The 20,438-nt window shown below is 72.6% G+C and carries 21 protein-coding genes and 1 pseudogene; 7 read left to right on the plus strand and 15 right to left on the minus strand.

The genetic code is table 11. From position 1 onward, the window contains the following. Positions 1 to 9 precede the first annotated feature (9 nt). The 11 genes from AMYTH_RS0115920 to AMYTH_RS0115970 form a co-directional block, all read right to left on the minus strand. A complete protein-coding gene (locus AMYTH_RS0115920) occupies positions 10 to 1,086 on the minus strand; it encodes an LLM class flavin-dependent oxidoreductase (protein ID WP_027931167.1) in 1,077 nt (358 codons plus the stop codon). After that, positions 1,086 to 1,592: an SRPBCC family protein gene (locus tag AMYTH_RS0115925; protein ID WP_027931168.1), complete on the minus strand. Its 507-nt coding sequence runs from the start codon at positions 1,590 to 1,592 to the stop codon at positions 1,086 to 1,088. The genes AMYTH_RS0115920 and AMYTH_RS0115925 overlap by 1 nt, the downstream gene beginning before the upstream one ends. A 57-nt stretch (positions 1,593 to 1,649) precedes the next feature. After that, a complete protein-coding gene (locus tag AMYTH_RS0115930) occupies positions 1,650 to 2,150 on the minus strand; it encodes a winged helix-turn-helix transcriptional regulator (protein WP_027931169.1) in 501 nt (166 codons plus the stop codon). 27 nt (positions 2,151 to 2,177) lie between these two features. Beyond that, positions 2,178 to 2,417 carry an Atu4866 domain-containing protein gene (locus tag AMYTH_RS0115935; protein ID WP_027931170.1) on the minus strand — a complete coding sequence of 80 codons (240 nt, stop codon included), beginning with the start codon at positions 2,415 to 2,417 and terminating at the stop codon, positions 2,178 to 2,180. Between the two features lie 58 nt (positions 2,418 to 2,475). After that, complete coding sequence (locus AMYTH_RS0115940) at positions 2,476 to 2,817, minus strand: VOC family protein (RefSeq protein WP_027931171.1); 342 nt, start codon at positions 2,815 to 2,817, stop codon at positions 2,476 to 2,478. After that, a complete protein-coding gene (locus tag AMYTH_RS0115945; RefSeq protein WP_027931172.1) occupies positions 2,817 to 4,262 on the minus strand; it encodes a GMC oxidoreductase in 1,446 nt (481 codons plus the stop codon). The genes AMYTH_RS0115940 and AMYTH_RS0115945 overlap by 1 nt, the downstream gene beginning before the upstream one ends. Next, the gene (locus tag AMYTH_RS0115950) at positions 4,259 to 4,630 is read right to left on the minus strand and encodes a C-glycoside deglycosidase beta subunit domain-containing protein (protein ID WP_027931173.1); all 372 of its coding nucleotides are present in this window, start codon (positions 4,628 to 4,630) and stop codon (positions 4,259 to 4,261) included. The genes AMYTH_RS0115945 and AMYTH_RS0115950 overlap by 4 nt, the downstream gene beginning before the upstream one ends. 11 nt (positions 4,631 to 4,641) lie before the next feature. Continuing rightward, positions 4,642 to 5,631 (minus strand): sugar phosphate isomerase/epimerase family protein, encoded by a 990-nt coding sequence (locus tag AMYTH_RS0115955; protein WP_027931174.1) that lies wholly within the window; start codon positions 5,629 to 5,631, stop codon positions 4,642 to 4,644. A gap of 79 nt (positions 5,632 to 5,710) precedes the next feature. Then, on the minus strand, positions 5,711 to 6,376 hold the full coding sequence (locus tag AMYTH_RS0115960) for a TetR/AcrR family transcriptional regulator (protein ID WP_228684803.1): 666 nt from the start codon (positions 6,374 to 6,376) through the stop codon (positions 5,711 to 5,713). 44 nt (positions 6,377 to 6,420) lie between these two features. After that, a complete protein-coding gene (locus AMYTH_RS0115965; protein WP_027931176.1) occupies positions 6,421 to 6,900 on the minus strand; it encodes a flavin reductase family protein in 480 nt (159 codons plus the stop codon). Position 6,901: 1 nt separating this feature from the next. Next, positions 6,902 to 8,290, minus strand: coding sequence for an MFS transporter (locus AMYTH_RS0115970; protein WP_051362696.1), 1,389 nt, complete (start codon positions 8,288 to 8,290; stop codon positions 6,902 to 6,904). Between the two features lie 488 nt (positions 8,291 to 8,778). Here AMYTH_RS0115970 and AMYTH_RS44990 point away from each other — a divergent pair, with 488 nt between their 5' ends. The 5 genes from AMYTH_RS44990 to AMYTH_RS47070 all read left to right on the plus strand — a co-directional run bounded on the left by AMYTH_RS44990 (position 8,779) and on the right by AMYTH_RS47070 (position 13,560). After that, positions 8,779 to 10,140 (plus strand): MFS transporter, encoded by a 1,362-nt coding sequence (locus AMYTH_RS44990; RefSeq protein WP_167344592.1) that lies wholly within the window; start codon positions 8,779 to 8,781, stop codon positions 10,138 to 10,140. Positions 10,141 to 10,183: 43 nt separating this feature from the next. Continuing rightward, the gene (locus AMYTH_RS0115980) at positions 10,184 to 11,122 is read left to right on the plus strand and encodes a sugar phosphate isomerase/epimerase family protein (protein WP_027931178.1); all 939 of its coding nucleotides are present in this window, start codon (positions 10,184 to 10,186) and stop codon (positions 11,120 to 11,122) included. Next, a complete protein-coding gene (locus tag AMYTH_RS0115985) occupies positions 11,119 to 12,063 on the plus strand; it encodes a sugar phosphate isomerase/epimerase family protein (protein WP_037322563.1) in 945 nt (314 codons plus the stop codon). Before AMYTH_RS0115980 ends, AMYTH_RS0115985 begins: the two co-directional genes overlap by 4 nt. Positions 12,064 to 12,077: 14 nt before the next feature. Continuing rightward, positions 12,078 to 12,854: a TIM barrel protein gene (locus AMYTH_RS0115990; RefSeq protein ID WP_027931180.1), complete on the plus strand. Its 777-nt coding sequence runs from the start codon at positions 12,078 to 12,080 to the stop codon at positions 12,852 to 12,854. Between the two features lie 178 nt (positions 12,855 to 13,032). Next, on the plus strand, positions 13,033 to 13,560 hold the full coding sequence (locus AMYTH_RS47070; protein WP_051362698.1) for a hypothetical protein: 528 nt from the start codon (positions 13,033 to 13,035) through the stop codon (positions 13,558 to 13,560). Between the two features lie 125 nt (positions 13,561 to 13,685). Here the strand turns inward: AMYTH_RS47070 and AMYTH_RS0116000 are convergent, their stop codons facing one another. Further along, positions 13,686 to 16,043, minus strand: a complete 2,358-nt coding sequence (locus tag AMYTH_RS0116000; protein WP_027931181.1) for a beta-glucosidase — start codon at positions 16,041 to 16,043, stop codon at positions 13,686 to 13,688. Then, positions 16,040 to 17,143, minus strand: a complete 1,104-nt coding sequence (locus AMYTH_RS0116005) for an LLM class flavin-dependent oxidoreductase (protein WP_027931182.1) — start codon at positions 17,141 to 17,143, stop codon at positions 16,040 to 16,042. The genes AMYTH_RS0116000 and AMYTH_RS0116005 overlap by 4 nt, the downstream gene beginning before the upstream one ends. Positions 17,144 to 17,247: 104 nt before the next feature. On the opposite strand from AMYTH_RS0116005, the gene AMYTH_RS0116010 reads away from it, so the two are divergent. Next, on the plus strand, positions 17,248 to 18,186 hold the full coding sequence (locus AMYTH_RS0116010; protein ID WP_027931183.1) for a LysR family transcriptional regulator: 939 nt from the start codon (positions 17,248 to 17,250) through the stop codon (positions 18,184 to 18,186). On the opposite strand, the pseudogene AMYTH_RS51315 reads toward AMYTH_RS0116010, so the two are convergent. Further along, positions 18,128 to 18,340: pseudogene (locus AMYTH_RS51315) on the minus strand (hypothetical protein); the annotation flags it as partial. The gene AMYTH_RS0116010 and the pseudogene AMYTH_RS51315 sit on opposite strands and share 59 nt — an antisense overlap. Before the next feature lie 292 nt (positions 18,341 to 18,632). Continuing rightward, a complete protein-coding gene (locus tag AMYTH_RS0116020) occupies positions 18,633 to 18,926 on the minus strand; it encodes a hypothetical protein (protein ID WP_027931184.1) in 294 nt (97 codons plus the stop codon). A 164-nt stretch (positions 18,927 to 19,090) separates the two neighbouring features. Between AMYTH_RS0116020 and AMYTH_RS45000 the strand changes: the two genes are divergently transcribed. Beyond that, positions 19,091 to 20,434, plus strand: coding sequence for a phospholipase D-like domain-containing protein (locus AMYTH_RS45000; protein ID WP_228684805.1), 1,344 nt, complete (start codon positions 19,091 to 19,093; stop codon positions 20,432 to 20,434). The last annotated feature ends 4 nt before the right edge of the window (positions 20,435 to 20,438 follow it).

Consider the following 20,438-nt stretch of genomic DNA (forward strand, 5'->3'; position numbering starts at 1 on the left):
CGGTAGACGTCATGGCGCCGGCGGTGCACTCCCTTTCGCTGCGGGCGAAAGCTCCCGCACCAGCTCGATCGCCCTGGCGAGCGTCGCCAGACGGGCGTCCAGCGTGTCGCCCGCCGGGTACAGGCGCACGGTGTCCACACCCGCGGCCCGCCACACGCGCAGCCGCTCCCGCACCATCGGCTCGGTGCCGATCAGCGTCGTGCCGAGCACCATCTCGTCGGTCACCAGCGCGGCCGCGCCGTCGCGATCCCCGGCCTGCCAACGGTTCCGCACCTCGGCCGCGACGTCGGCCCAGCCCTGCCTGCTGTAGGCCCGGTTGTAGAAGTTCGTCGACGCCGAGCCCATCCCGCCGAGGCTGAACGCCAGCTCCTTCTTCCGCCCGGCCACCATCTCCCGCAGCGCGTCCTCGTCCGGCGCGAACGCCACCTCAGCGCCCTGGCACACGTCCAGATCCGCCCGGGTGCGGCCACTGCGCGCCAGCCCTTCGTCCAGGTGCGCGAAATACGCCTCCGCCGCGCCTTCCGGGACGAAACTCGTGCCGAGCCAGCCGTCCGCGATCTCGCCGGTCAGCCGCAGCATCGCCGGGGACAACGTCGCCAGGTAAACCGGGATCTCGTGCTCGGCGCGCATCGACAGCCGCATCGGCACCGCGTCCCCGCCGGGCAACGGGATCTGGAATTCGCTGCCGGAGTAGGAAATCTTGCCACCCGCGAGAACCCGCCGCACGATCTCGACGGTCTCCCGCATCCGCGTCAGCGGCCGCGCGAACGACACCCCGTGCAGGCCCTCGATCACCTGCGGACCGGAGGCGCCCAGCCCGAGCAGGAACCGCCCACCGGACAGATTGGACAGTGTGATCGCGGTCTGCGCCACCGCGACCGGCGTGCGGGTGCCGAGCTGCATGATCCCCGAACCCAGCAGCATCCGCTCGGTGCGCGCCGCGAAGTACCCCAGTGCGGACGGCCCGTCGGAGCCCCACGCCTCGGCGACCCAGCAGACGTCGAGACCGAGTTTCTCGGCCTCCACCACGAAATCCGTCACCTCGCCGAACCCGCTCGAGGCCTCGACGGTCGTCGCCGTGCGCATCAGGCTTCCGCGCGCTTCCTGAGGCACTCCAGCGTCGCGGTCATGTTGCGCTCGAACTCGCGCATCCGCACGAACACGATCTTCTGTTCCTTCTCCGGCATCCGGTCGATCGCCAGCGACAGCCCGGACCGCCCCGGGCCGAGCCGCATCCACTGCGACAGCTCCGTGCCGCCGTCGCGGGGTTCCACCCGGAACCGCCACGTCGCGCTGGGCTCGGCGGGATCCCCGACCGCCCAGGCGAACACCCGCCCCGGCTCGAACTCGACGATCTCCGACGTGGTGGCCCACTCCCCGAGCGCCTCGTGCTTGCTGCGGCCGACGAACCGGGCGCCCACGGCCGGACCGGTGGCGCCGTCGACCCATTCGACCGACTGCAGCTCGTCGCTCATCGCGGGCATCAGGCCGATGTCGGAGACCAGCGCCCACACCCGCTCCGGCGGGGCGTCGACCCAGGTCCGCACCTCCACCGTCGGGGTGTCCGCGTAGCGCGCGCCCGTCCACTCCATCGCCGGCCGTCCTCCTCGTCGTCGCGGGGCCCGGCCACTACAGTTGCGTAATGAGACTCAGCTTGTCAAGAACCTGCCGCGGACGTCCGGCCTGCTCTTGAGCCGCTCCGGGAACCCGGGCCCGAGCCGCATCCGCGTGTCGTCCGCGCCCAGCGGCTCGCCGCACCGCGCGCAGACGACCTCGGCGTGGGTGTCGTGGCCGCACGTCTGGTGGTGAAAGGTGATCGGCGCGCCCTCCTCCCCGGCCAGCCAGCGGTCGCCCCACCTGGACAGCGCGGCGAGCACCCCGAAGAAGTCGCGCCCCTTCTCGGTGAGCAGGTACTCGTGGCGGCGGGGCTCGTCCTGGTAGGGCCGCCGCTCCAGCAGCCCCTCCTCGACGAGCCGCCGCAGCCGGTCGGTGAGCGTGTTGCGCGCGATGCCCAGCGACTGCTGGAAGTCGTCGAACCGGCGGACGCCGTAGAAGGCCTCGCGCAGCACCAGGGACGTCCATGCGTCGCCGAGCAGGTCCAGGGACCGGGCGATGGAGCACGGCCAGTTCGCGAACGACGTCCTCTTCATGCGGTCAGGGTAGCCCCGCCGCGCCGGTCAGCTCTCCCGGTAGAGGACGAGGTGCTCGTGGTAGAGCACGCCGTCGCGGACGTCGCCGGTCGCGGTGAAGCCGGTGTCGTCCACGTAGTCGATATGGTTGCCGGTCACGGTGTAGCTGCCGGTGTAGGCGCTCTTCCGGTTGCCGCGGGCCTCGTCGTAGCGGCCGTCGGGCAGCAGTTCCTGGCGGATGTGGCCGTCGGCGGTGACCCACATGCCGACGAAGTCGTGGTTCTCCATGCCCCCAGGGTGCTCCCCGCGCAGGCGGGCGACCAGGGAGCACCGCACCCACCCGGGATCAGCCCGCCTTGCCACTGTGCAGCACGACCTCGGCGCCCTCGTCCGTCCACACCAGACACCGCAGCTCGTGCGGGCCGTCTTCGACCTCGCCGGTCTTCAGGCCCGCCGCCGCGGCCTCGGCTCGGGCGGCCGTCACATCGGCGACCCGCAGCAGCAGTGCGGGGTGCGACGTCACGCTGTCGGTCCCGGCCAGCGCCACCCGCGCCCCGGCCACGTCGAACTGCGCCCACCGGTCGCCGTCGACGAACGTCGGCTCCGCGCCCAGCAGCCGCGTCCACGTGGTGACGGCGGCGGCCAGGTCGGCGACCGGAACCACCGTCGCGATCTTCGACACGTCCATCAGATCTCCTCCGCGATGCGCCGGGCGCCGGCGACGGCCAGCGCCACCGAGGTCAGCGTCGGGTTGCAGGCGGTCGCCGTCGGGATGACGCCGTTGCCCGCCACGTGCAGCCCCTCGACCCCCCACACGCGCGAATCCCGGTCGCACACCGAGGTTCCGTCATCGGCCAGTCCCATCCGGACGGTGCCCTGGTAGTGCAGCGAGGCGCCGGCGGCGAGCGTGATCGGCTCGTCGTCCAGCGGCTCGCCCAGGGCCGAAGCGGCCCGGCGCACGGCGGCGCGGGCGGCGTCCAGAGCGGCTTCGTCCCGCGGCGTGAGCCCGTATTCGATGCGCATCGCGGGCATGCCGTAGCCGTCGCGTGCCGCGTCGTCGAACTCGATCCGGTCCTCGGCCCGCACGTCCTTGGCGCAGAACCAGCCGAGCCCGACGATCGACCCGGGCGCCGGCACGTCGTCCGGCGCCAGCGGCACCGGGGACGCGTCGAGCTGCATCACCTGGCCGTGGAACGGCTCGGCGTCGGTGAACGGCACCCAGCTCACCCCGCTCTGCCGCACGATCCGCGACCGGCCCCGCGGATCGGTGTCCGCCGGCCCGACGTCGCGCAATCGCACCGCGAACACCACCTGCGGCTGGTCGTTGAGGTACCGGCCGAGCGCGGGCGGCCGCACCCCGGACGCCCACAGCAGTTGCGGCGTGCGCAGCGCGTCGGCCGCGACCACGACGCGCGCGGCGCGGACCTGGTGCTCGGCGCCGTCTCGCAGATCGCGCACCAGCACGCCCGCCGCGCGGCCGTCCTCGACGAGCACACGCGTCACCAGCGCCTCGGGGAACAGTGTGTGCCGCTGGTTGCGCCGGGTCGCCTCGCCGTACACGACGTCGGCCCCGGACCAGACCAGCGACCCGTCCGGCTCGCACCGCACGGCCAGCGGCATCGGCCGCACCCGCCGGTCCTCGCCGCGGCCCGGGTCGAACTCGGCCGAGAGCCGTTTGCGGACCTCCGCGGCGAACGGCGCGTCGTCGAAGGCGTGCGCGGACACCCCGAGCAGCCGTTCCGCCTCGCCGAGCAGGTCGTCCAGGTCCGGCAGGAACCCGATCCGCTCGCTCTCACCCGGCCGTGGGCAGGCGGCCGTCCAGTGCGCACCCATCCCGCCGACGTTGCTGGACATGGCCGCGGCGGGCAGCGCGTCACCGCCGAGGAGGAACGTCCCCGGCCGTCCGCGCGGCGCACCGCCCGGGCCCTCCGAGCGCCGCTGCGCCCGCTCCCGCGCGACCGGATCGGCGATGTTCTTGACGTGCCCGCCGGGCGGATCGGCCAGCAGCGGCCCGGTCTCGAACGTGGCCAGCCGCAGGTCCGGGCGCTGCTCGGACAGGATCCGCGCGTACGCGGCGCCGCACGGTCCGCTCCCGACGATCGCCACGTCCACCGCGCCGGGGAAGTCCCTCACGCCGCCACCAGCCGCTTGCGGTCGCGCCCGCCGCCGGGCACCGGCATGTAGGAGATGCGCAGGCGCACGGACACTTCCACGTCGTGCTCTCCCGGCGCGAGCGGCTCACCGGTGTCGAAACCCAGCGCCGCCCGCTCCCCCATCTCCCACCGGTCGCCGGTGATCCCGGGCAGCTCGGCGAAGGTGTAGGTGTTGCCGTGCACGGTGAACGTGGTGCGCTCGGGCGGCACCGGGACACCGTCGAGCACCAGGTCGACGGCCTCCACCATGGACAGGAACAGCCCGCGGTAGTAGGGCATCCGCACCTCCACCTCACCGCCGGACCGTTCGCGGGCACGCAGGCCGCACACGATGTACTGGTCGAACATCGGGGGTCTCCTCACTCGCCGAGCAGCCGCGCCAGCATCTCCTGCTGGCGGCGCACCTGCTCGACGCTGTCGACGGGGTGGGCGTCCTGGATGTGCCGGTTGCCCTCGTACTCGCTGGACAGGTAGCCGGTGAACCCGCCGCAGGCGAGCACCGGCACGATCTCGTCGTAGGGGATGCTGTACTCGTACCCCTCGTCGGTCATCTCGTAGAACTTCGCCTGCACGTGACCGATGAACGGCAGGTGCTCCAGCATGTCCTTGGGCTCGGTCCAGATGTAGTGCGTGGCCTGGCGCGCCAGCCCGAACTCGACCGGCCCGCCGCCGCGGTAGTTCACGATGTCCATCAGCGCGTGGGTGTCGCCGTGGTCGTCGTAGGTCCGCACGATGTAGTCGACCAGCGCGGGATCCGCGCCGTCGCGCAGCGCGCGTTCGCTGACCACGCGCGGGAAGCGCCAGACGTGCACGCCCATGTCCGGCATCAGCCCGAGCACGTGCGGCCCGGCGCGGTGCATCACTTCGAGGTGCTCGAGGATCCACGGGTGGGAGAAGTGGAAGGGCGCGTGCACTTCGAGCAGCAGCCGGACGCCCCGGTCCTCGGCGTACGGCGCGGCCGCGGCCATCACCTCGGGTGAGAAGTTGATGGTGGCCTTGACGATGCCGGCGCCGAGCCGGACGGCGATGTCGATGTCGCGGCGCACCGAGGCGACCTGCTCGTCGAGGGTGAGCCAGCGGTCCGGGTGGAGTCTGGTGTCGAGGAAGGCGTTGGTGGCGACCGGGATCGTGCCGTAGGCGGCCATCCAGCCGTGCCACCGCTCGGCGAACTCGTCGGTCACCACCGGGTAGCCCGGGATGGACTGCTCCGGGATGATCTCGATCCCCGTGGCGCCCATGGCCGCGGCGGCGGCGACGCAGTCCTCGACGGACATGGTGCGCAGGAAGTACTCCTCCTGGAAGGAATACAGGCTCACGCCGCGGCGCGGGCGGTCGGGTGGAGCGGTCACCGGTTCCTCCTGGTTCAGATTCAGAATGATGATTCTAGTTTTGCGGGCGCGGAAAAGCCAGCGCCATCCGAGGGATGTGCTAGCGCCGGCGCTTCCTGGGCGCCGGTTCCGGCTGCGTCAGGAACGCCACCACCATCCGCGCGAGGTCGGCCAGGATGTCCGACCACTCCCCCTCGCCGGAGGCCTGCTGCGTGCTGCCCAGCGCGAGCCATCGGGCCAGCACGCTGTACACGACGGTGAAGCTCCACTCCAGCGCGCGGTGCGGATCGGGGTGGCCGATCTCGTCCTCGCGCTGGGCGAGCGCGGCGACGAACGCGTCCCGCAGCTCCGCGTGCGCCGCGCCGCCCAGCTCGGCGATCTGCGAGTCGGTGTTGGCCAGCAGCATGAACGGGCCGAGCACGGCAGCGTTGCGGCGCAACAGCTCCGCGACCGTGCCGATGACCCGCTCGACCGCTTCGCCGAACGTCTCCCCCGACGGCGGCTCGGCGGCGAACGCGGCGCGCTGCTCCTCGGCGATCCGCTCCATTTCGCGGGCGTGCGCGGTGCGGATCAGGTCGTCCTTGCTGCTCACCCGGCCGTAGATCGACCCGGTGGACACGCCGGCGCGCTGCGCGACGTCGGCGAGGGTGAAGGAGTCCGAGCGGTGCTCGGCCAGCAAGGCGACCACCGCGTCCAGCGCCTTGTCGAACGACAGCCTGCTGCGTTCCTGCTTGGGCTCCCGGACCCGGGCGTTCACGCTCTCCACGGGCCGACCGTACGGCACGCCGGTCACCGCGGGCGACACCGGGATCACGCCGGCACCGCCGCCGCGGCGTAGCGGCCACGCAGGAACACCATCGGCTCGCCCGCCGCCGGGTCGACCTCCAGCACGCGCACCCGGCCCAGCACCAGCTCGTGGTCGCCGGCCGGCTGCACGGCCTCGATGTCGCAGCCGACCCGCAGGACCGTGCCGGACAGGCGCGGCCCGTACGGCGCCGGGCCGGGCAGGCCGTGCACGGCGAACCGGTCCGGCGCCTTGCGCACGAAGTCCCGGCACAGCTCCTCCTGCCCGGCCGCCAGCACGTTCGTGCAGAACCGCCCGGTCTCCCGGATCCGCGGCCACGACGTGCTGGCCCGGTCGGGCAGGAAACCCACGAGCGGCGGGTCCAGCGACACCGAGGTGAAGGTGCCGACCACCATCGCGATCCCGGCGCCGGCGGTGACCACGCAGACGCCGGTCGGGTAGTGGCCGAGCGCCCGCCGGAATTCGGCGCCGTCGGACGGGTTCACGTCAGTCCTCCTCCTTCGCGCGGGTGGCGCGGTCGATGTCCGCGGCCATCTGCTCGTGCTTGCCGTCGAGGTCCCAGAACAGCATCGTCAGCGCCTGCAACGCGATCAGCAGCAGCGGTGCGCCGTAGAACATCACGCGGATCGCGGTGAGCGCCGAGCCGGACGCCTCGCCAGGGGTGTACCCCGCGACGCCCAGCCCGTAGGCGACGGCGGCCGCGCCGACCGCCGAGCCGACCTTGGTGGCGAAGCTGATGCCCGACGAGAGCAGCCCCTCGTTGCGTGTGCCGAACCGCCACTGCTGGTACTCGACCGTGTCGGCGACCATGGTGAACATCGAGACCATCGACAGGTTGATCGCCAGCGTGCCGATGATGTAGCAGGTGAGGAACGCCGGGAAGTTGCTTTCGAGCGGCATCATCGCCGCCCAGAACACGAACCCGACGGCCAGCGCCTGGACGTTGCCGCGCCGCTTGCCGAAGCGCCGGTAGTAGGCCGGGGCGACGAACCCGCCGACGATCATCGCACCGGACACCAGCGGCAGCAGGACCGAGATCGCCCACGGCGCGTGCAGCACCGCGAGTGCGAAGTAGACGGTCACCGCGAGCACCATGCCCAGGCGCACGAAGTTGAGCACGCCGTAGACGAACGTGATCTTCCAGACCTTGTTGCCCCACAACGTCCGCAGCGCCGCGCCGGGGCGGAGCGCGTCGGTCTCCGGGGGCAGGGCGTAGCGCTCCTTGCAGGTCAGGAAGGTGAACACGAAGAACCCGACGGACAGCACGCTGAAGATGAGAGTGGCGATCGTCCAGCCGCGTTGCTCGTCCCCGCCGCCGAGCAGGGCCACGAACGGCGTGGTGCCCGCGGTGACGATGATCGACCCGACCGAGCTGCCGATCGCGCGCAGCCCGCCCATCTGCATTCGTTCCTGCGAGTCCCGCGTCATCATCGGCAGCAGCGAGCTGTACGGGACGTTGACCAGCGAGAACAGCAGGCCGAGCGTCAGGTAGGTGAGGAAGGCGTAGATCAGCTTCCCGGTGTCGCCGATGTCCGGGACGGTGAAGGTGAGCACGCCGAGCACACCGAACGGGATCGACGCGAAGATCAGGTACGGCCGTGCCTTGCCCCAGCGCGAGCGCGTGCGGTCGACCAGCACGCCGATCGCCGGGTCGATGATCGCGTCCAGCAGGCGGGCGACGAGGAACAGGGTGCCGAGCGCGGCGACCGGCACCACGGCCACGTCCGTGTAGTAGTAGAGCAGGAAGCCGCCGACCAGGTTCCAGGAGAGGTTCGAGGCGAGGTCGCCCGCTCCGTAGCCGAGCTTCTCCCGCCATCCGAGCCGGACCGCGTGTCCGGGCGTCACCCGCGGGGTGACGTCGCTGGTGATGTCCACAGTGCCGCTCCTTTGCGCACACGGCGCCGTCGTGGCGCCGGGGAAGACCCTGACCACGATGCGGCACGTCACCAGGATAAAGGAAATTCATAGTTCGGATTCTGCTTATCCACGGAAGCGATGCCGCGGGCTTGACCTGCAGAAATGCTGCGCCGAGCCCGCCGGACCGCGGCGCGGGTGGTGCATAATCCGCGGCGACGGTGGGGTGCGCCCGCGAGCCGCCCGTCGGGGAGCCGACCCCTCCCCGCGCCCGGTCGCCGCCGTCGCTCCCAGGGAGTCGTCCGTGTGTCTCGCCCAGCCCCGGGCGCTGTTCGCCCACCTCACCCGGCCGCCGCCGCACCTCGCGGAGGGCGCCCGTTCACCCACCTCACCGCACCCGGCCACCCGAGGACGCCGCCGCGCCCCACCCCCACAACGGGCACCCGCCACCCGTGGGCGCGGCCACCCCACCTCACACCTCAACGCATCCAGCCATCCCAGGGAGTCCCGTGCCCCTCGCTCCACCCCGCACCAGGCGTCGCGCGTTGTTCGGCTGCCTCGTGCTCGTCACGGCGCTCGGTGCGCTCGACCAGACGATCGTCGCGACCGCGCTGCCCGCCATCGTCGCCGAACTGGGCGCGCCCTCGCGCGCCTCGTGGGTCGTCACCGCGTACGCGCTGGCCCTGACCGCCGCGATGCCTGCCGCAGGCGCGCTCGGCGACCGGTTCGGCCACCGGCGGGTGCTGGCCCTGTCGGTCGCGGTGTTCGTGGCCGCGTCCGCCGCCTGCGGGTTCGCCGGTGACGTCGGGTTCCTGGCCGCCGCGCGGCTGGCGCAGGGCCTCGGCGGCGCCGGCCTGCTGGTGCTGCCGCAGGCCGTGGTGGCCGGCGCCGTGCCCGCCCGCGAGCGCGCCGCGTTCCTCGGACCGCTCGGCGCGGTGTACGCGATCGCCACGGTCGCCGGTCCCCTGCTCGGCGGCTGGCTCACCGACGTCACGTCCTGGCGCTGGGTCTTCTGGCTCAACCTGCCGCTCGGGGCCGCGGCGGCCGTGCTCGTCCGGGCTGCCGTCCCGGCCGGCCGCGGGCACGCCGGGCGCACGCGGTTCGACACGCTCGGCGCGGTCCTGCTCGCCACGGTGGCCATCGGACTCGTCCTGGTCACCACCGCGGCCGCCGAAACCGGCTGGAACGCCGCCACGACAACGGGAGCGGCGCTCACCGCGGTCGCCGGCGCGGTCGCTCTCGGCTGGGAGCGACGCGCCGCGAACCCGGTCCTCCCGGTGGCGCTGTTGCGCGACCGCACGGTGCGGTTGTGCTGCCTGCTGGCGCTGGCCGGCGGGATCGGCCTGTTCGGCGTGCTGGCCTACGTGCCCACGTGGGTGCAGGAGGTGTACCGCACCTCGGCGACCACGTCGGGGCTCCTGTTGCTGCCGGTCACCGCCGGGATCGTCGCCGGGGTCAACGCCTCCGGGTTCGCGGTCCGCCGGTGGGGCGTGTGGCGCCCGTTCCCCGTCGCGGGGTGCGCCTTGTCCGGCGGCGCGGCCGCGGCACTGGCGTGGACCGGCGCGGCGCCCCTGCCGGTCGTCGCGGCCCTGCTCGCGCTGCTGGGCCTCGGCACCGGGCTGTTCATGCAGATCGTCGTCGTGGTGGCGCAGGACGCGGGCGGCCCGCGGGTGGTCGGTGCCGTCACGGCGGGACTGGCGTTCGTGCGGGAGACCGGGGTGACCGTCGGCGCCGCCGTGCTCGGCGCCCTCGTCGCCAGGGCGGCCGGCGGGTCGTACGCACCGGTCTTCACGACCACCGCGGCGTGTTTCGCAACCGGGCTGCTGTGCGCCCTCGCCCTGCCGCGCCGATTACTAGAATCAAAATCCTAATTATGTTTCAATGACAGTCCCGACCTTCTGGAGTTGATCGACGATGACCGCGCTCCGCTGGAGCTACATGGACCACTGGCGGGCCGACAGCCCGCGCGGGCCCGTGACGCAGTACACCGCCCGCCGCCACATGGACGACTTCGTCAAGCAGATCAGCGCGGTCGGGTTCGAGGGCCTGGACATGTTCGACTTCCAGGTCTTCGCGCTGACCGGCATGTTCGGCTCGGTCGCGAACTACCAGGACTACCTGCGCGACCACGGCATCGACAAGATCGTGAACCTGTTCCGCGGCATCATGTACGACCCGCGCCTGGCCGATCCGCACGTGCGCGGGACGCACGACGAGATCGTCGAGAGCACGCGCCGGATGCTGGGGATGTGGCAGGCGCTGGAGATCGAGAACCTCATCGTGATGCCGGCGAGCCTCTACACCGCCGCCGCGCCGGTCACCGACGACAAGATCAAGGCCGCGGCGGAGTGCTGGAGCCGGGTCGGCGAGATGACGCTGACCGAGTTCGGCGTGCGGACGACCGCGCACCACGAGTTCTTCTGCGCGATCCGCACCGAGTCCGACATCCGCAAGTTCTACGACTGGTCGGATCCGCGGTACGTGAGCTTCTTCTGCGACACCGCACAGCACTGCATCGCCGGGCTCGACCCAGTCGCGTTGTTCCTGGACCTGCACGAGCGCTGCTCCGGGTTCCACTTCAAGGACACCCGCCAGGTCGACACCACGGAGGCGTACCGGCACAGCCCGGACGCCGAGCTGATGGCGCCGCAGACCGACCGCTGGTTCCACGAGATGGGCACCGAGGGCGGGCTGGTCGACTTCCCGCGGCTGATGCGGGCGATCCGGGACACCGGCTACACCGGCTGGATCACCGTCGAGCACGACAAGGCCAACATCGGTGGCGACTACGCCGAGGCCACCGCCCTGTCCATGTGGTACGCCCGCAACGTCCTCTCGGAGATCTGCGCATGACCGTCCGCCTCGGCTACGCCATCAACCAGTGGAAACCCAACTTCGACGACTTCACCCGCCCCGAACAGCACCGCCGTGCGCTCAAGGTGATCGCCGCATGCGGCTTCACCGGCGTCGAACTGCGGGCGGGCACCGGCCGGTGGGATCCGCTGGGCCGCCCGTCCTCCATCGCGGCGACCTACGGTTCCACCACCGCCTTCCTCGGCCTGGTACGGGAAATCGGCGTCCAGGTGTGCTCGTACTACGTCGATCCCGGTGAGCCGGTCGACGAGGAGCTCAGCCGCGGCCGGTCCATCCTGGACCCCGGTCAGCACGCCGCGATCGTGGAGTCGCTGCGGCCGTTCACGGAGTTCCTCGCCGAGGCCGGCGCCGGCAGGCTCGTGGTGCGGGCTCTGCCCGGGCACGGCGCGCTGACCGACGGTCGTCTCGGCGACGCGGCCGACGGATGGAACGCGGTCGGCGCGATGGCGGCGGAGTCCGGCGTCCGGGTGTCGCTGCACGTGGACTGCCTGTCCGCGGCCGCGGACGAGAAGGTCCTGGCGGAGCTGCTGGACGGCACCGACCCCGAACTGGTGGGCCTGACCGTGGACACCGCCGAGCTCACCGTCGCCGGCCTCGACCCGGTGCGCGTGCTGTCCGGGCACCTCGACCGCGTGGACCACCTGCACCTCAAGGACACCCGCTACGTCGACGAGGCCGGTGAACGGCTGGCGCCGCACGCGGAGGCGAGCATGCTCGCCGAAGGCGGCGCGCGGGAGATCGACCGCTGGTTCTACGAATGCGGCACGCGCGGCGGGCTGGTCGACTTCCCCGCCGTCGCCGCCCAGCTGCGCGACTGGTCCGGCTGGGCGGTGTTCGAGAGCGAGCAGACGCCCAACCCGGCGCGCAGCGCCATGCTGAACGGCTGGTACGCCCGCCGCCTGTTCGACCCCAACCGCTGATCGAGGGAGATCCCGTGTCACTGCCCCTGTCCGTCAACGTCGAACTGCTGTTCCGGGAAACCGGCGACGACACCGGCGACCGCATCCGCGCCGCCGCCGACCACGGCTTCGGCGCGGTGGAGATCTGGTCGCACAGCGACAAGGACCTCGACCGCGTCGAGAAAGCGCTCTCCGACACCGGCTCGACGCTGCACACGATGCTCGTCGAGGGACGGCTCACCCTCGCCGACCCCGCGACGCACGAGGCGTTCGTCGGGCACGTCCGCGCCGCCGCGGAGGTGGCGAACCGCCTGGGCTGCACCCGGATCGTGACCGGCTCCGGGGTCGGCCTGCCCTACCGGAAGCGGGCCGTGCAGCACGGCATCGTCGTCGAGGCGCTGAAGGCGGGCGCGGACGTCGCGGCCGAGCACGGCGTGACGATCGTGCTGGAGAACCTGAACACCCGCGTCGACCACCCGGGCACCCTGTTCGACACCACGGCCGAGTGCGTCGCCGCGGTGCGCGCGGTCGGCTCGCCCGGGCTCGCCCTCCTCTACGACGCCTACCACTCGCTGCAGATGGGCGAGACGCCCGCACGGGAACTGGACGGCGCGATCGACGTCGTGTCGCACGTGCAGATCGCGGACCTGCCGGACCGCGGCGAGCCGGGCAGCGGCACCGTCGACTGGGCCGCGCAACTGCGGGAGCTGCGACAGCTGGGCTACGCGGGACCGTTCGGGCTGGAGTACGTGCCGACGACCGGTTCGGCGGACTCGCTGCGGGCGATCACGGAGATCGCCGCCGCGCTCTGACGTGGTGCGGCCGGACGGCCGTTGCGCCATCCGGCCGCACCACTTGCGCCGCCTGCGCCACCCGCGCTGGTCCACAAAGGACCGGCTCCGGGGCACGGTATCGTTCGCCTCCCCCAAACCGGAGTTCGAGCGGAGAAGTCCCATTTCCAGGTATGACAGAACCGGCCGCGGGCCGGGCGTGCGCACGGTGCTCGGTGTCGCGGCGGGAGTCGCGCTGGTCTTCGGCCTGACGGCGTGCGGCGACGGCGGCCAGGCGCAGCTCGTCCCGCCGTCGCCGGCCACGCCCTCACTGGAGGCGGAGGTGGCCGCCACGACGCCGGCCGCCGCCACCGCGGCCTGGGTGGCCGCGGTGCTGGAGAACCGGTACGACGCGGCGTGTGAGCTGATGGTCGACGAGAGCACGGAACCGCCGCAGCGGGTGAGCCCGGAGATGTGCACCCAGGCCGGCTCGACGCTCGACGGCCTGCGCGAGGCGTGGCGGAAGGACGTCGTGACCCTGCCGGCGCAGGTCACGGTCGCCGACATCACGCCGCAGGGTCAGACGGCGCTGGTGCCGGACACGGACGTGCTCGTGAACGGGCACTCGCTGCGGGACCTGCAGCTCATCGGCGCCACCGGTGGCGAGTCGTTCCAGCTCAACCTCGCGTTGCGGCAGCTGGGCACGGCCTGGTTCGTCAGCGACGTGAACATGAGCTTCGGCGGCTGACGGAGCCAGGCCAATCGCGAGTTCCACCCGTGCGGCGCCCACCCGCTGCCGATGCCCCACGGCCAGGCCGATGCCGTGACGGCTGACCGCCGGTGGTGGGGGACACCGATCCCCCACCACCACCGTCACCATTTCCGGGTCAGCGCCTGCGTGATCTCCTCCGCCGAGCGGCCCACGAGCACCTCGTGCCCGCCCGGCGGCACCACCCACCGGCCGTCGCGCCACCGCTGCCACACACGCTCCTCCAGGGCGACCGCCACCTCGGCCGTCTCCCCCGGCTCCAGCCGCACCCCGGCGAAGCCCGCCAGCCGCGCGTCCGCCTCGCCCGGCGCGCGGACGTAGACCTGCACCACCTCCCGGCCGCGCCGCGGGCCGGTGTTGGTCACGTCGAGCCGCACCAGGTCGCCGTCCAGCCGGGCGGGGCCGAGGCAGAACGTCGTGTATCCGAGCCCGGAACCGAAGGCGAACCGCGCCCGCCTCCCGGTGCGGGCCAGGTGCCGGTACCCGGTGGGCTCCGCGGCGCGGTAGTCCCGGCGCAGGTCCGCGTCCAGCTTCTCGCCGTGCGTGGACCGGTCCTCGTCGCGCAGCGGGACGGTGACCGGCATCCGGCCGCCGGGTTCGTCGTCGCCCGCGAGGACCCTGGCCAGCGCGTCGGCGAACCCCTGCCCGCCGAACCAGCCCTGCAGCACCGCGCCGACGTCGCCCGCCCAGGGCGCGTCGACCGGCCGTCCCGCGTTGAGCACCACCACGGTCCGCGGGTTGACGCGGCCCACCTCGCGGATCAGCTCCTGCTGCGCCTCCGGCAGCGCCGAGGTCGCCAGATCCCGGCTCTCGCGCGAGGTTTCCAGCTCGTCCCCGACCACGAGGACCACTACATCAGCCTCCGCCGCCACCCGCCGCGCCCGGGCCAGCGCGCCCGGTTCCGGCGGCGGGGTGCACGACACCGTCAGCGCCTGCACCCGGCTGCCCGCCGAGGTCATCTCGGCGACCACGGTCACCGGCTCCCCGGCCCGCAGCTCGATCCCGGCGCCGGTGGTTTCCGCCCGCGCGACCTGCCCCATCACGTCGCCCGGAGCGGGAGCCGGCCGCGAAGCCAGAACCACCCCGTCGACGGACAGCACCGTCGCGCCCGAACCGCCCGCGCCGAACGTCCACCGCCCGGCGACCTCAGGCGTGAACACGGCGGTCAGCCGCAGCACCCCCGGCTCGGTCGTCGGCCCCGCGCCGGGCACTTCGCCGAACCAGATGAACGCGCTGTCTCCACGCACCTCGGACAGCACCGACTCGCCGCCGCGGAAGTGCTCCAGCAGCACGCCCGGCCGCCCGTCCGGAGTGGACACGTCGAAGGCGCCCAGCGTCGCCGCCGGGACACTGTCCACCCCGCGTTCGTGCGCCACCGCGCCGGGAAAGCGCTTGCGCAGGGCGTCCAGCGGCGTGGTGGCGCCGCCCGCGGGCCGGATCCGGCCGAAGGTCGCGCCCTGGTAGCAGGGCCGGTCCGCGTTCGGCCCGATCACCGCCAGCCGGACGCCCGGCTCCAGCGGAAGCACGTCGTCGTTGCGGCACAACACGAACGACGCCACGGCAGCGTCGGTCAGCACCTGGTGGGCGTGCTCCGGCGGCACCACGGGCGCCGTGACCTGGCGGCTGCTCCCGTCCAGCGCGCCCACCCGGGCGGCCAGCCGCAGCAGCCGCGTCACGGCGTCGTCCAGCCGCTCCCGCGGCACCTCCCCGCGCTCCACCGCCTCGGCCAGGCGCGCGCCGAAGTGGATGGCCGGGCCGGGCATCTCCAGGTCGAGCCCGGCGAGCGCGGGGCCGAGGGTCTCGTGCAGGGCGAAGTAGTCGGAGACCACGAGCCCGTCGAAACCCCACTCCTCCTTCACGATCGCCAGCAGCTCAGCGTGCGCGGCGCAGGGCGTGCCGTTGAGGCGGTTGTACGCGGTCATCAACGCCCACGCACCGGCCCGGACCGCGTGCTCGAACGGCCGCAGGTACACCTCGCGCAGGGCGGTGTCGTCGACATCGGCGCTCATGCGCTGCCGTTCGGTCTCGGTGTCGTTGCACACCAGGTGCTTCGGCACCGCGGCGACGCCCTGTCCCTGCAGGCCTTCGACGAACGCCGCGCCGAGCACCCCGGCCAGCAGCGGATCCTCCGACAGCATCTCGAACGTCCGCCCGGACAGCCCAGTGCGCGCCAGGTTGAGGTTGGGCGCGTACACGGCGTCGAAGCCGCGGCGGCGGGCCTCCGAGCCCTCCGCCGCCGCGACCGAGCGCACCACGTCCGGGTCCCAGGTGGCGCCCAGCGCGATGCCACTGGGCAGCAGCAACGACGTCTCGCGCTCGTCGAAGGTCGGGCTGACCAGGCCGAGCGGACCGTCGACCAGGTGGACCGGACGCAGCCCGGCGGCGGGTTCGGCCGGGGTGCGGTACCCGGTCTCCCCCGCCGTCAGCGCCGCCTTGCGCGCCGTGTCCAGCGCGCCGGTCACGCCGCGGCCCGGAAGCGGGGCATGACGCGCGTGGCGAACAGCTCCAGGGACCGCCGGCCGAACGCGACGCGCTCCGGGGTCAGCGGGCCGCCGAGGAAACCGCCCAGCACGTTGCCGATCCCGATGTCCGCGATCTCGCGCAGGTGCTCGGTGACGGTCTCCGGGCTGCCCCACAGGCACCAGGTGCGCTGGTAGCCGGGCTTGCGGGCGTCCGGCGGCGGGGGCAGCGCCACGCCGGTGATCCGCTCGGCGGCCGCGTTCGCCACGTGCTCGCGCTCGATCGCCTCCTGGTACTGCTCCATCAGCAGCTGCAGCTCCTCCTCGGCCTGCTCGTCGGTCTCGGCGAGGTGCACGTGCTGGTAGGTGTGCGTGGTCCACTCCAAGGCGCGGGCGACGCGGGCCTCGTCGTGCCCGGCCGCTTCGAGCGCTTCGCGGTAGGCCTGGAAGTAGCGGCGCAGGTGCTCCAGCGGCCGTCCGTCGTCGATGGTCGGCGGGGTGAAGGCGAGGATGAACGCGGGCTGGGCCTTGTCGGCGGCGCGCTGCGTGCTGGACGGACGGGCGGCCACCGACATCAGCTGCGGGCCGTCCGCGGAGTAGGGGGCGGGCACGATCCGCGAGACGACCGAGCCGCGGTAGTGCCCGTTGTCGAACTCGACCGGCGGGTCGGAGATCTTCTTGGCCCACAGCCGTTCCACGATCTCCAGATTGGACACCGACAGCTGCGCGGTGTCCTTGTAGTTGATCCCGAGCCCGATCATCTCCTCGGGCGTCGTCCCGCTGCCGGTGCCGACGAGGACCTTGCCGTCGGTGAGCTGATCGATGAGGTTGAGCCGCTCGGCGAAGCGCACCGGGTGGTGCAGCGGGATGGTCTGCACGGAGAACCCGAAGTGCAGCCGGGGCAGCTTCGCGGCGAGGTAGGCGGCGAACACCACCGGGTCGCTGGCCGGTGGCGCGTAGCCGGTGAAGTGGTGGTCGGGCAGGAAGACGGCGTCGAAACCGAGCCGTTCGGCCTCCACCGCGTGGTCGACCATCGCCTCGATGACGGGCCGGTCGTCCGCCGGGCCTGCGGACCGGGTGGTCAGGAACGCGGAGAAGTGCACAGCGACCTCCAGTGGTCGGTCAAAATAAATTCAGAATCTTGATTCGGATTTTTAGCGTAGACTGCTCCGCGTCCCCGGGTCAACGGCGAGCGAAGAGGGAGACGATGAACCTCACGAACCTGGACCTGAACCTGCTCGTCCCCCTCGACATGTTGTTGCGGGAGAAGAGCGTCACGCGCGCAGCCGCCCGGCTCGGGCTCAGCCAGCCCGCGCTGAGCTCGTCGCTGGCGCGGTTGCGGCGGCACTTCGGCGACCAGCTGCTGGTCCGCAAGGGCAACGCCTACGAGCTGACGCCGCTGGCCGCGCAGCTGCGACCGCGCGCGGAGGCGGCGCTGACCGGGGTCCGGCAGGCGTTCAGCCGCCACCCGGGTTTCGACCCGGCGACCTCGGACCGGGAGTTCCGGATCCTCGGGTCGGACTACGTGATGGCCGTGCTGGGCGGCGCGGTCGGCGCGATCCTCGACGAGCGCGCGCCCGGGATGCGGCTGCGGTTCGAGCCCGCCTCACCGCCGGTCGTCGACCAGGCGCCGGAGAGCCTGCGCGGGGCGGACGCGGTGCTGTTGCCGCACGGGTTCCTGCACGGCGCCCCGCACGTGGACCTGTTCTCCGACACCTGGTGCTGCGTCGTGGCGACGGCGAACGAGCAGGTCGGCGACGCGCTGACGATGGACGACCTGCGGAAGCTGTCGTGGGTGTTCACCTACCTGTCCGCGACCGCGTTCACCACCGTCGCACGGCAGCTGCAGGCGCTCGGGATCGAACCGCGGGTGACCGCCGTCGTGGAGAGCTTCCTCGCGCTCCCCCACCTGGTCGCGGGCACGGACCGGATCGGGCTGATCCAGGGCCACCTCGCGGCCCGGTTGTCCGGTTTGGACGGTGTGCGGGTCCTGCCGTGCCCGTTCGAACCGGTGCCGCTCGTGGAGGCGCTGTGGTGGCACCCGGCGCACGACGACGACCCGGAGCACCGCTGGATGCGGGAGGTGTTCAGCGAGGCCGGGCGCGCCCTGCCCAGCGCAGCACCACGGCCAGCCGCCCGGCGATGAGCTCGCACGCCTCGGTGACGATGCGCTCGATCAGCTCGGCGACGGTCGGCACGTCGTCGATGATGCCCTGCACCAGGCCGGCCGACCCGGTGCCCAGTTCGAGGTCGCCGTCTTCGAAGCCCTTGCGGCCGCGGGCGCCGGTGACCAGCTGCTGCTTGACCCCGCCCGCGCGGAAGGCGGGCAGGTGCTCGGCCGGGTTGGAGCCCGCGAGTCTCCACCACCGGGACCCCGGACTCGACGATCACATCGAGGGCAGGATGGTCAGGTTGACGCCGAACGGCTTGTCGGTCAGCTCCCGACAGCACGCGATCCGCCACCCACCGGAGTACCCGGGCCGCCATCCGGCCGAACGGGACCACCTCCACCCAAAACCGCTGCCGCACTCCAGACGCCGTGCACCGCCGACGAGCGCCGGGCGATCGCCCCAGCCCAGCGGGTCCGCCCCACTACCCGACATCATCCGTCAACCACCGGAGCACGTGGGCCGCCACCTCGCTGAGCGGGATCACCTCTTCGAAGGCGCCCCGCTCGTCTTCGAAGGCCAGTGCCTCCGGCTCGGGCGCCGCGATCGCGTCCAGTTCCGCGTCGCCCGCGCGGAAGGTGATCCACCAGTGCCACAGCGCGCTCGCGGGTGGCTCCACCGCCGGTTCGACCTCGATCACCACCCGGTGACCACGCGCCGCGAACGCGGCGGACCACGTTTCTTCCCAACTGCGCAGCGCCTCGCGTCCCCGGTTCATCCGGCAATCTTGCCCGGCGAGCCCGCCGGATCTGTAGTGACATTGAGGGATGACGACGTTCCGCTCACTCCTGGACAAGGTGGACGAACGGCTCGGCGACGCGCTGGAGCACGCGCTCTGCGCCCACCACGAACGCCGCCTGCGCAGGCTCGGCTGGGGGGGACGTGCTCGAACCCACCGGGACCGAGGACCGGTTCGGCGGGCGGGCCGCCACCCGGCACGGCAACCGGCTGGAGGTGCTCGTCGACGGCGAAGAAGCGTTGCCCGCCATCGCGGCCGCCATCCGCGGCGCCAAGTCCCACGTGCACATCGCCAACTGGCACGCCAGCCCGGACTTCCGGCTGACCCGCGAACCGGACGCGCCGACTCTGCGCGACCTCCTCGCCTCGACCGCCCAGCGCGGCGTGGACGTGCGCCTGCTCCTGTGGGCAGGCCCACCGGTGCCCGCCTTCCAGCCCACCCGCGGGCTGGTCCGTGCGGAGCAACGGAAGTTCACCGAGAACACCGCCGTCCGGTGCGTCCTGGACGCCCGCGAACGGACGATGCACTGCCACCACGAGAAACTGGTCGTCGTCGACGACGAGGTCGCCTTCGTGGGCGGAGTGGACTTCACGGCGCTGGAAGGCGACCGCCACGACAGCCGCGAGCACCCGCCGGACCGGCCGATCGGCTGGCACGACCTGATGACCCGGCTGGCGGGGCCGGTCGTCGCGGACGTGGCGGAGCACTTCCGGCAGCGCTGGACCGAGGTGGCCGGCGAGGACCTGCCCGAGCCCAAGACGCCGGAGCCCGCGGGCACCACCAACGTACAACTGCTGCGCACCGTCCCGGACAAGACCTACGCCTTCGCGCCGCGGGGCGAGTTCACGATCCTCGACGCCTACCTGCGCGCGCTGCGCTCGGCGCGGCGGCTGGTGTACCTGGAGAACCAGTTCCTGTGGTCGCCGGAGATCGCGGAGGTCCTGATCGGCAAGCTGTGCGACCCGCCGGACGAGAAGTTCCGCGTGGTGCTGCTGCTGCCGCGCAAACCGAGCAACGGCGCGGACACCACCCGCGGCCAGCTCGGCCGTCTCCTGGACGCCGACGACGGCAACGACCGCCTGCTGGCCACCACGATCAGCAGCCACGACGGCGAGTCCTCCGCGCCGGTGTACGTGCACGCGAAGCTCGGCATCGTGGACGACGAGTGGATGACGATCGGCTCGGCGAACGTCAACGAGCACTCGCTGTTCAACGACACCGAGGTCAACGTCGCGACCGACGACCGCGACCTGATCCGCGCCACCCGGCTGCGCCTGTGGGCCGAGCACCTGAGACGGCCGGCCGCGGACCTGGACGCCGACCCCGCCGACGTCGTCGACGACCTGTGGCGCCCGATCGCCGAGGACCAGGCCGAGCGCGAACGCCGCGGCGAGCCGCGAACGCACCGGCTGGTGCTGCTGCCCGGGGTGTCCCGCCGCGCGGAACGGCTGCAGGGCCCACTGCGCGGCCTGCTCGTCGACGGCTGAACCG

The organism is Amycolatopsis thermoflava N1165 (assembly GCF_000473265.1).
Taxonomy (GTDB): domain Bacteria; phylum Actinomycetota; class Actinomycetes; order Mycobacteriales; family Pseudonocardiaceae; genus Amycolatopsis_E; species Amycolatopsis_E thermoflava.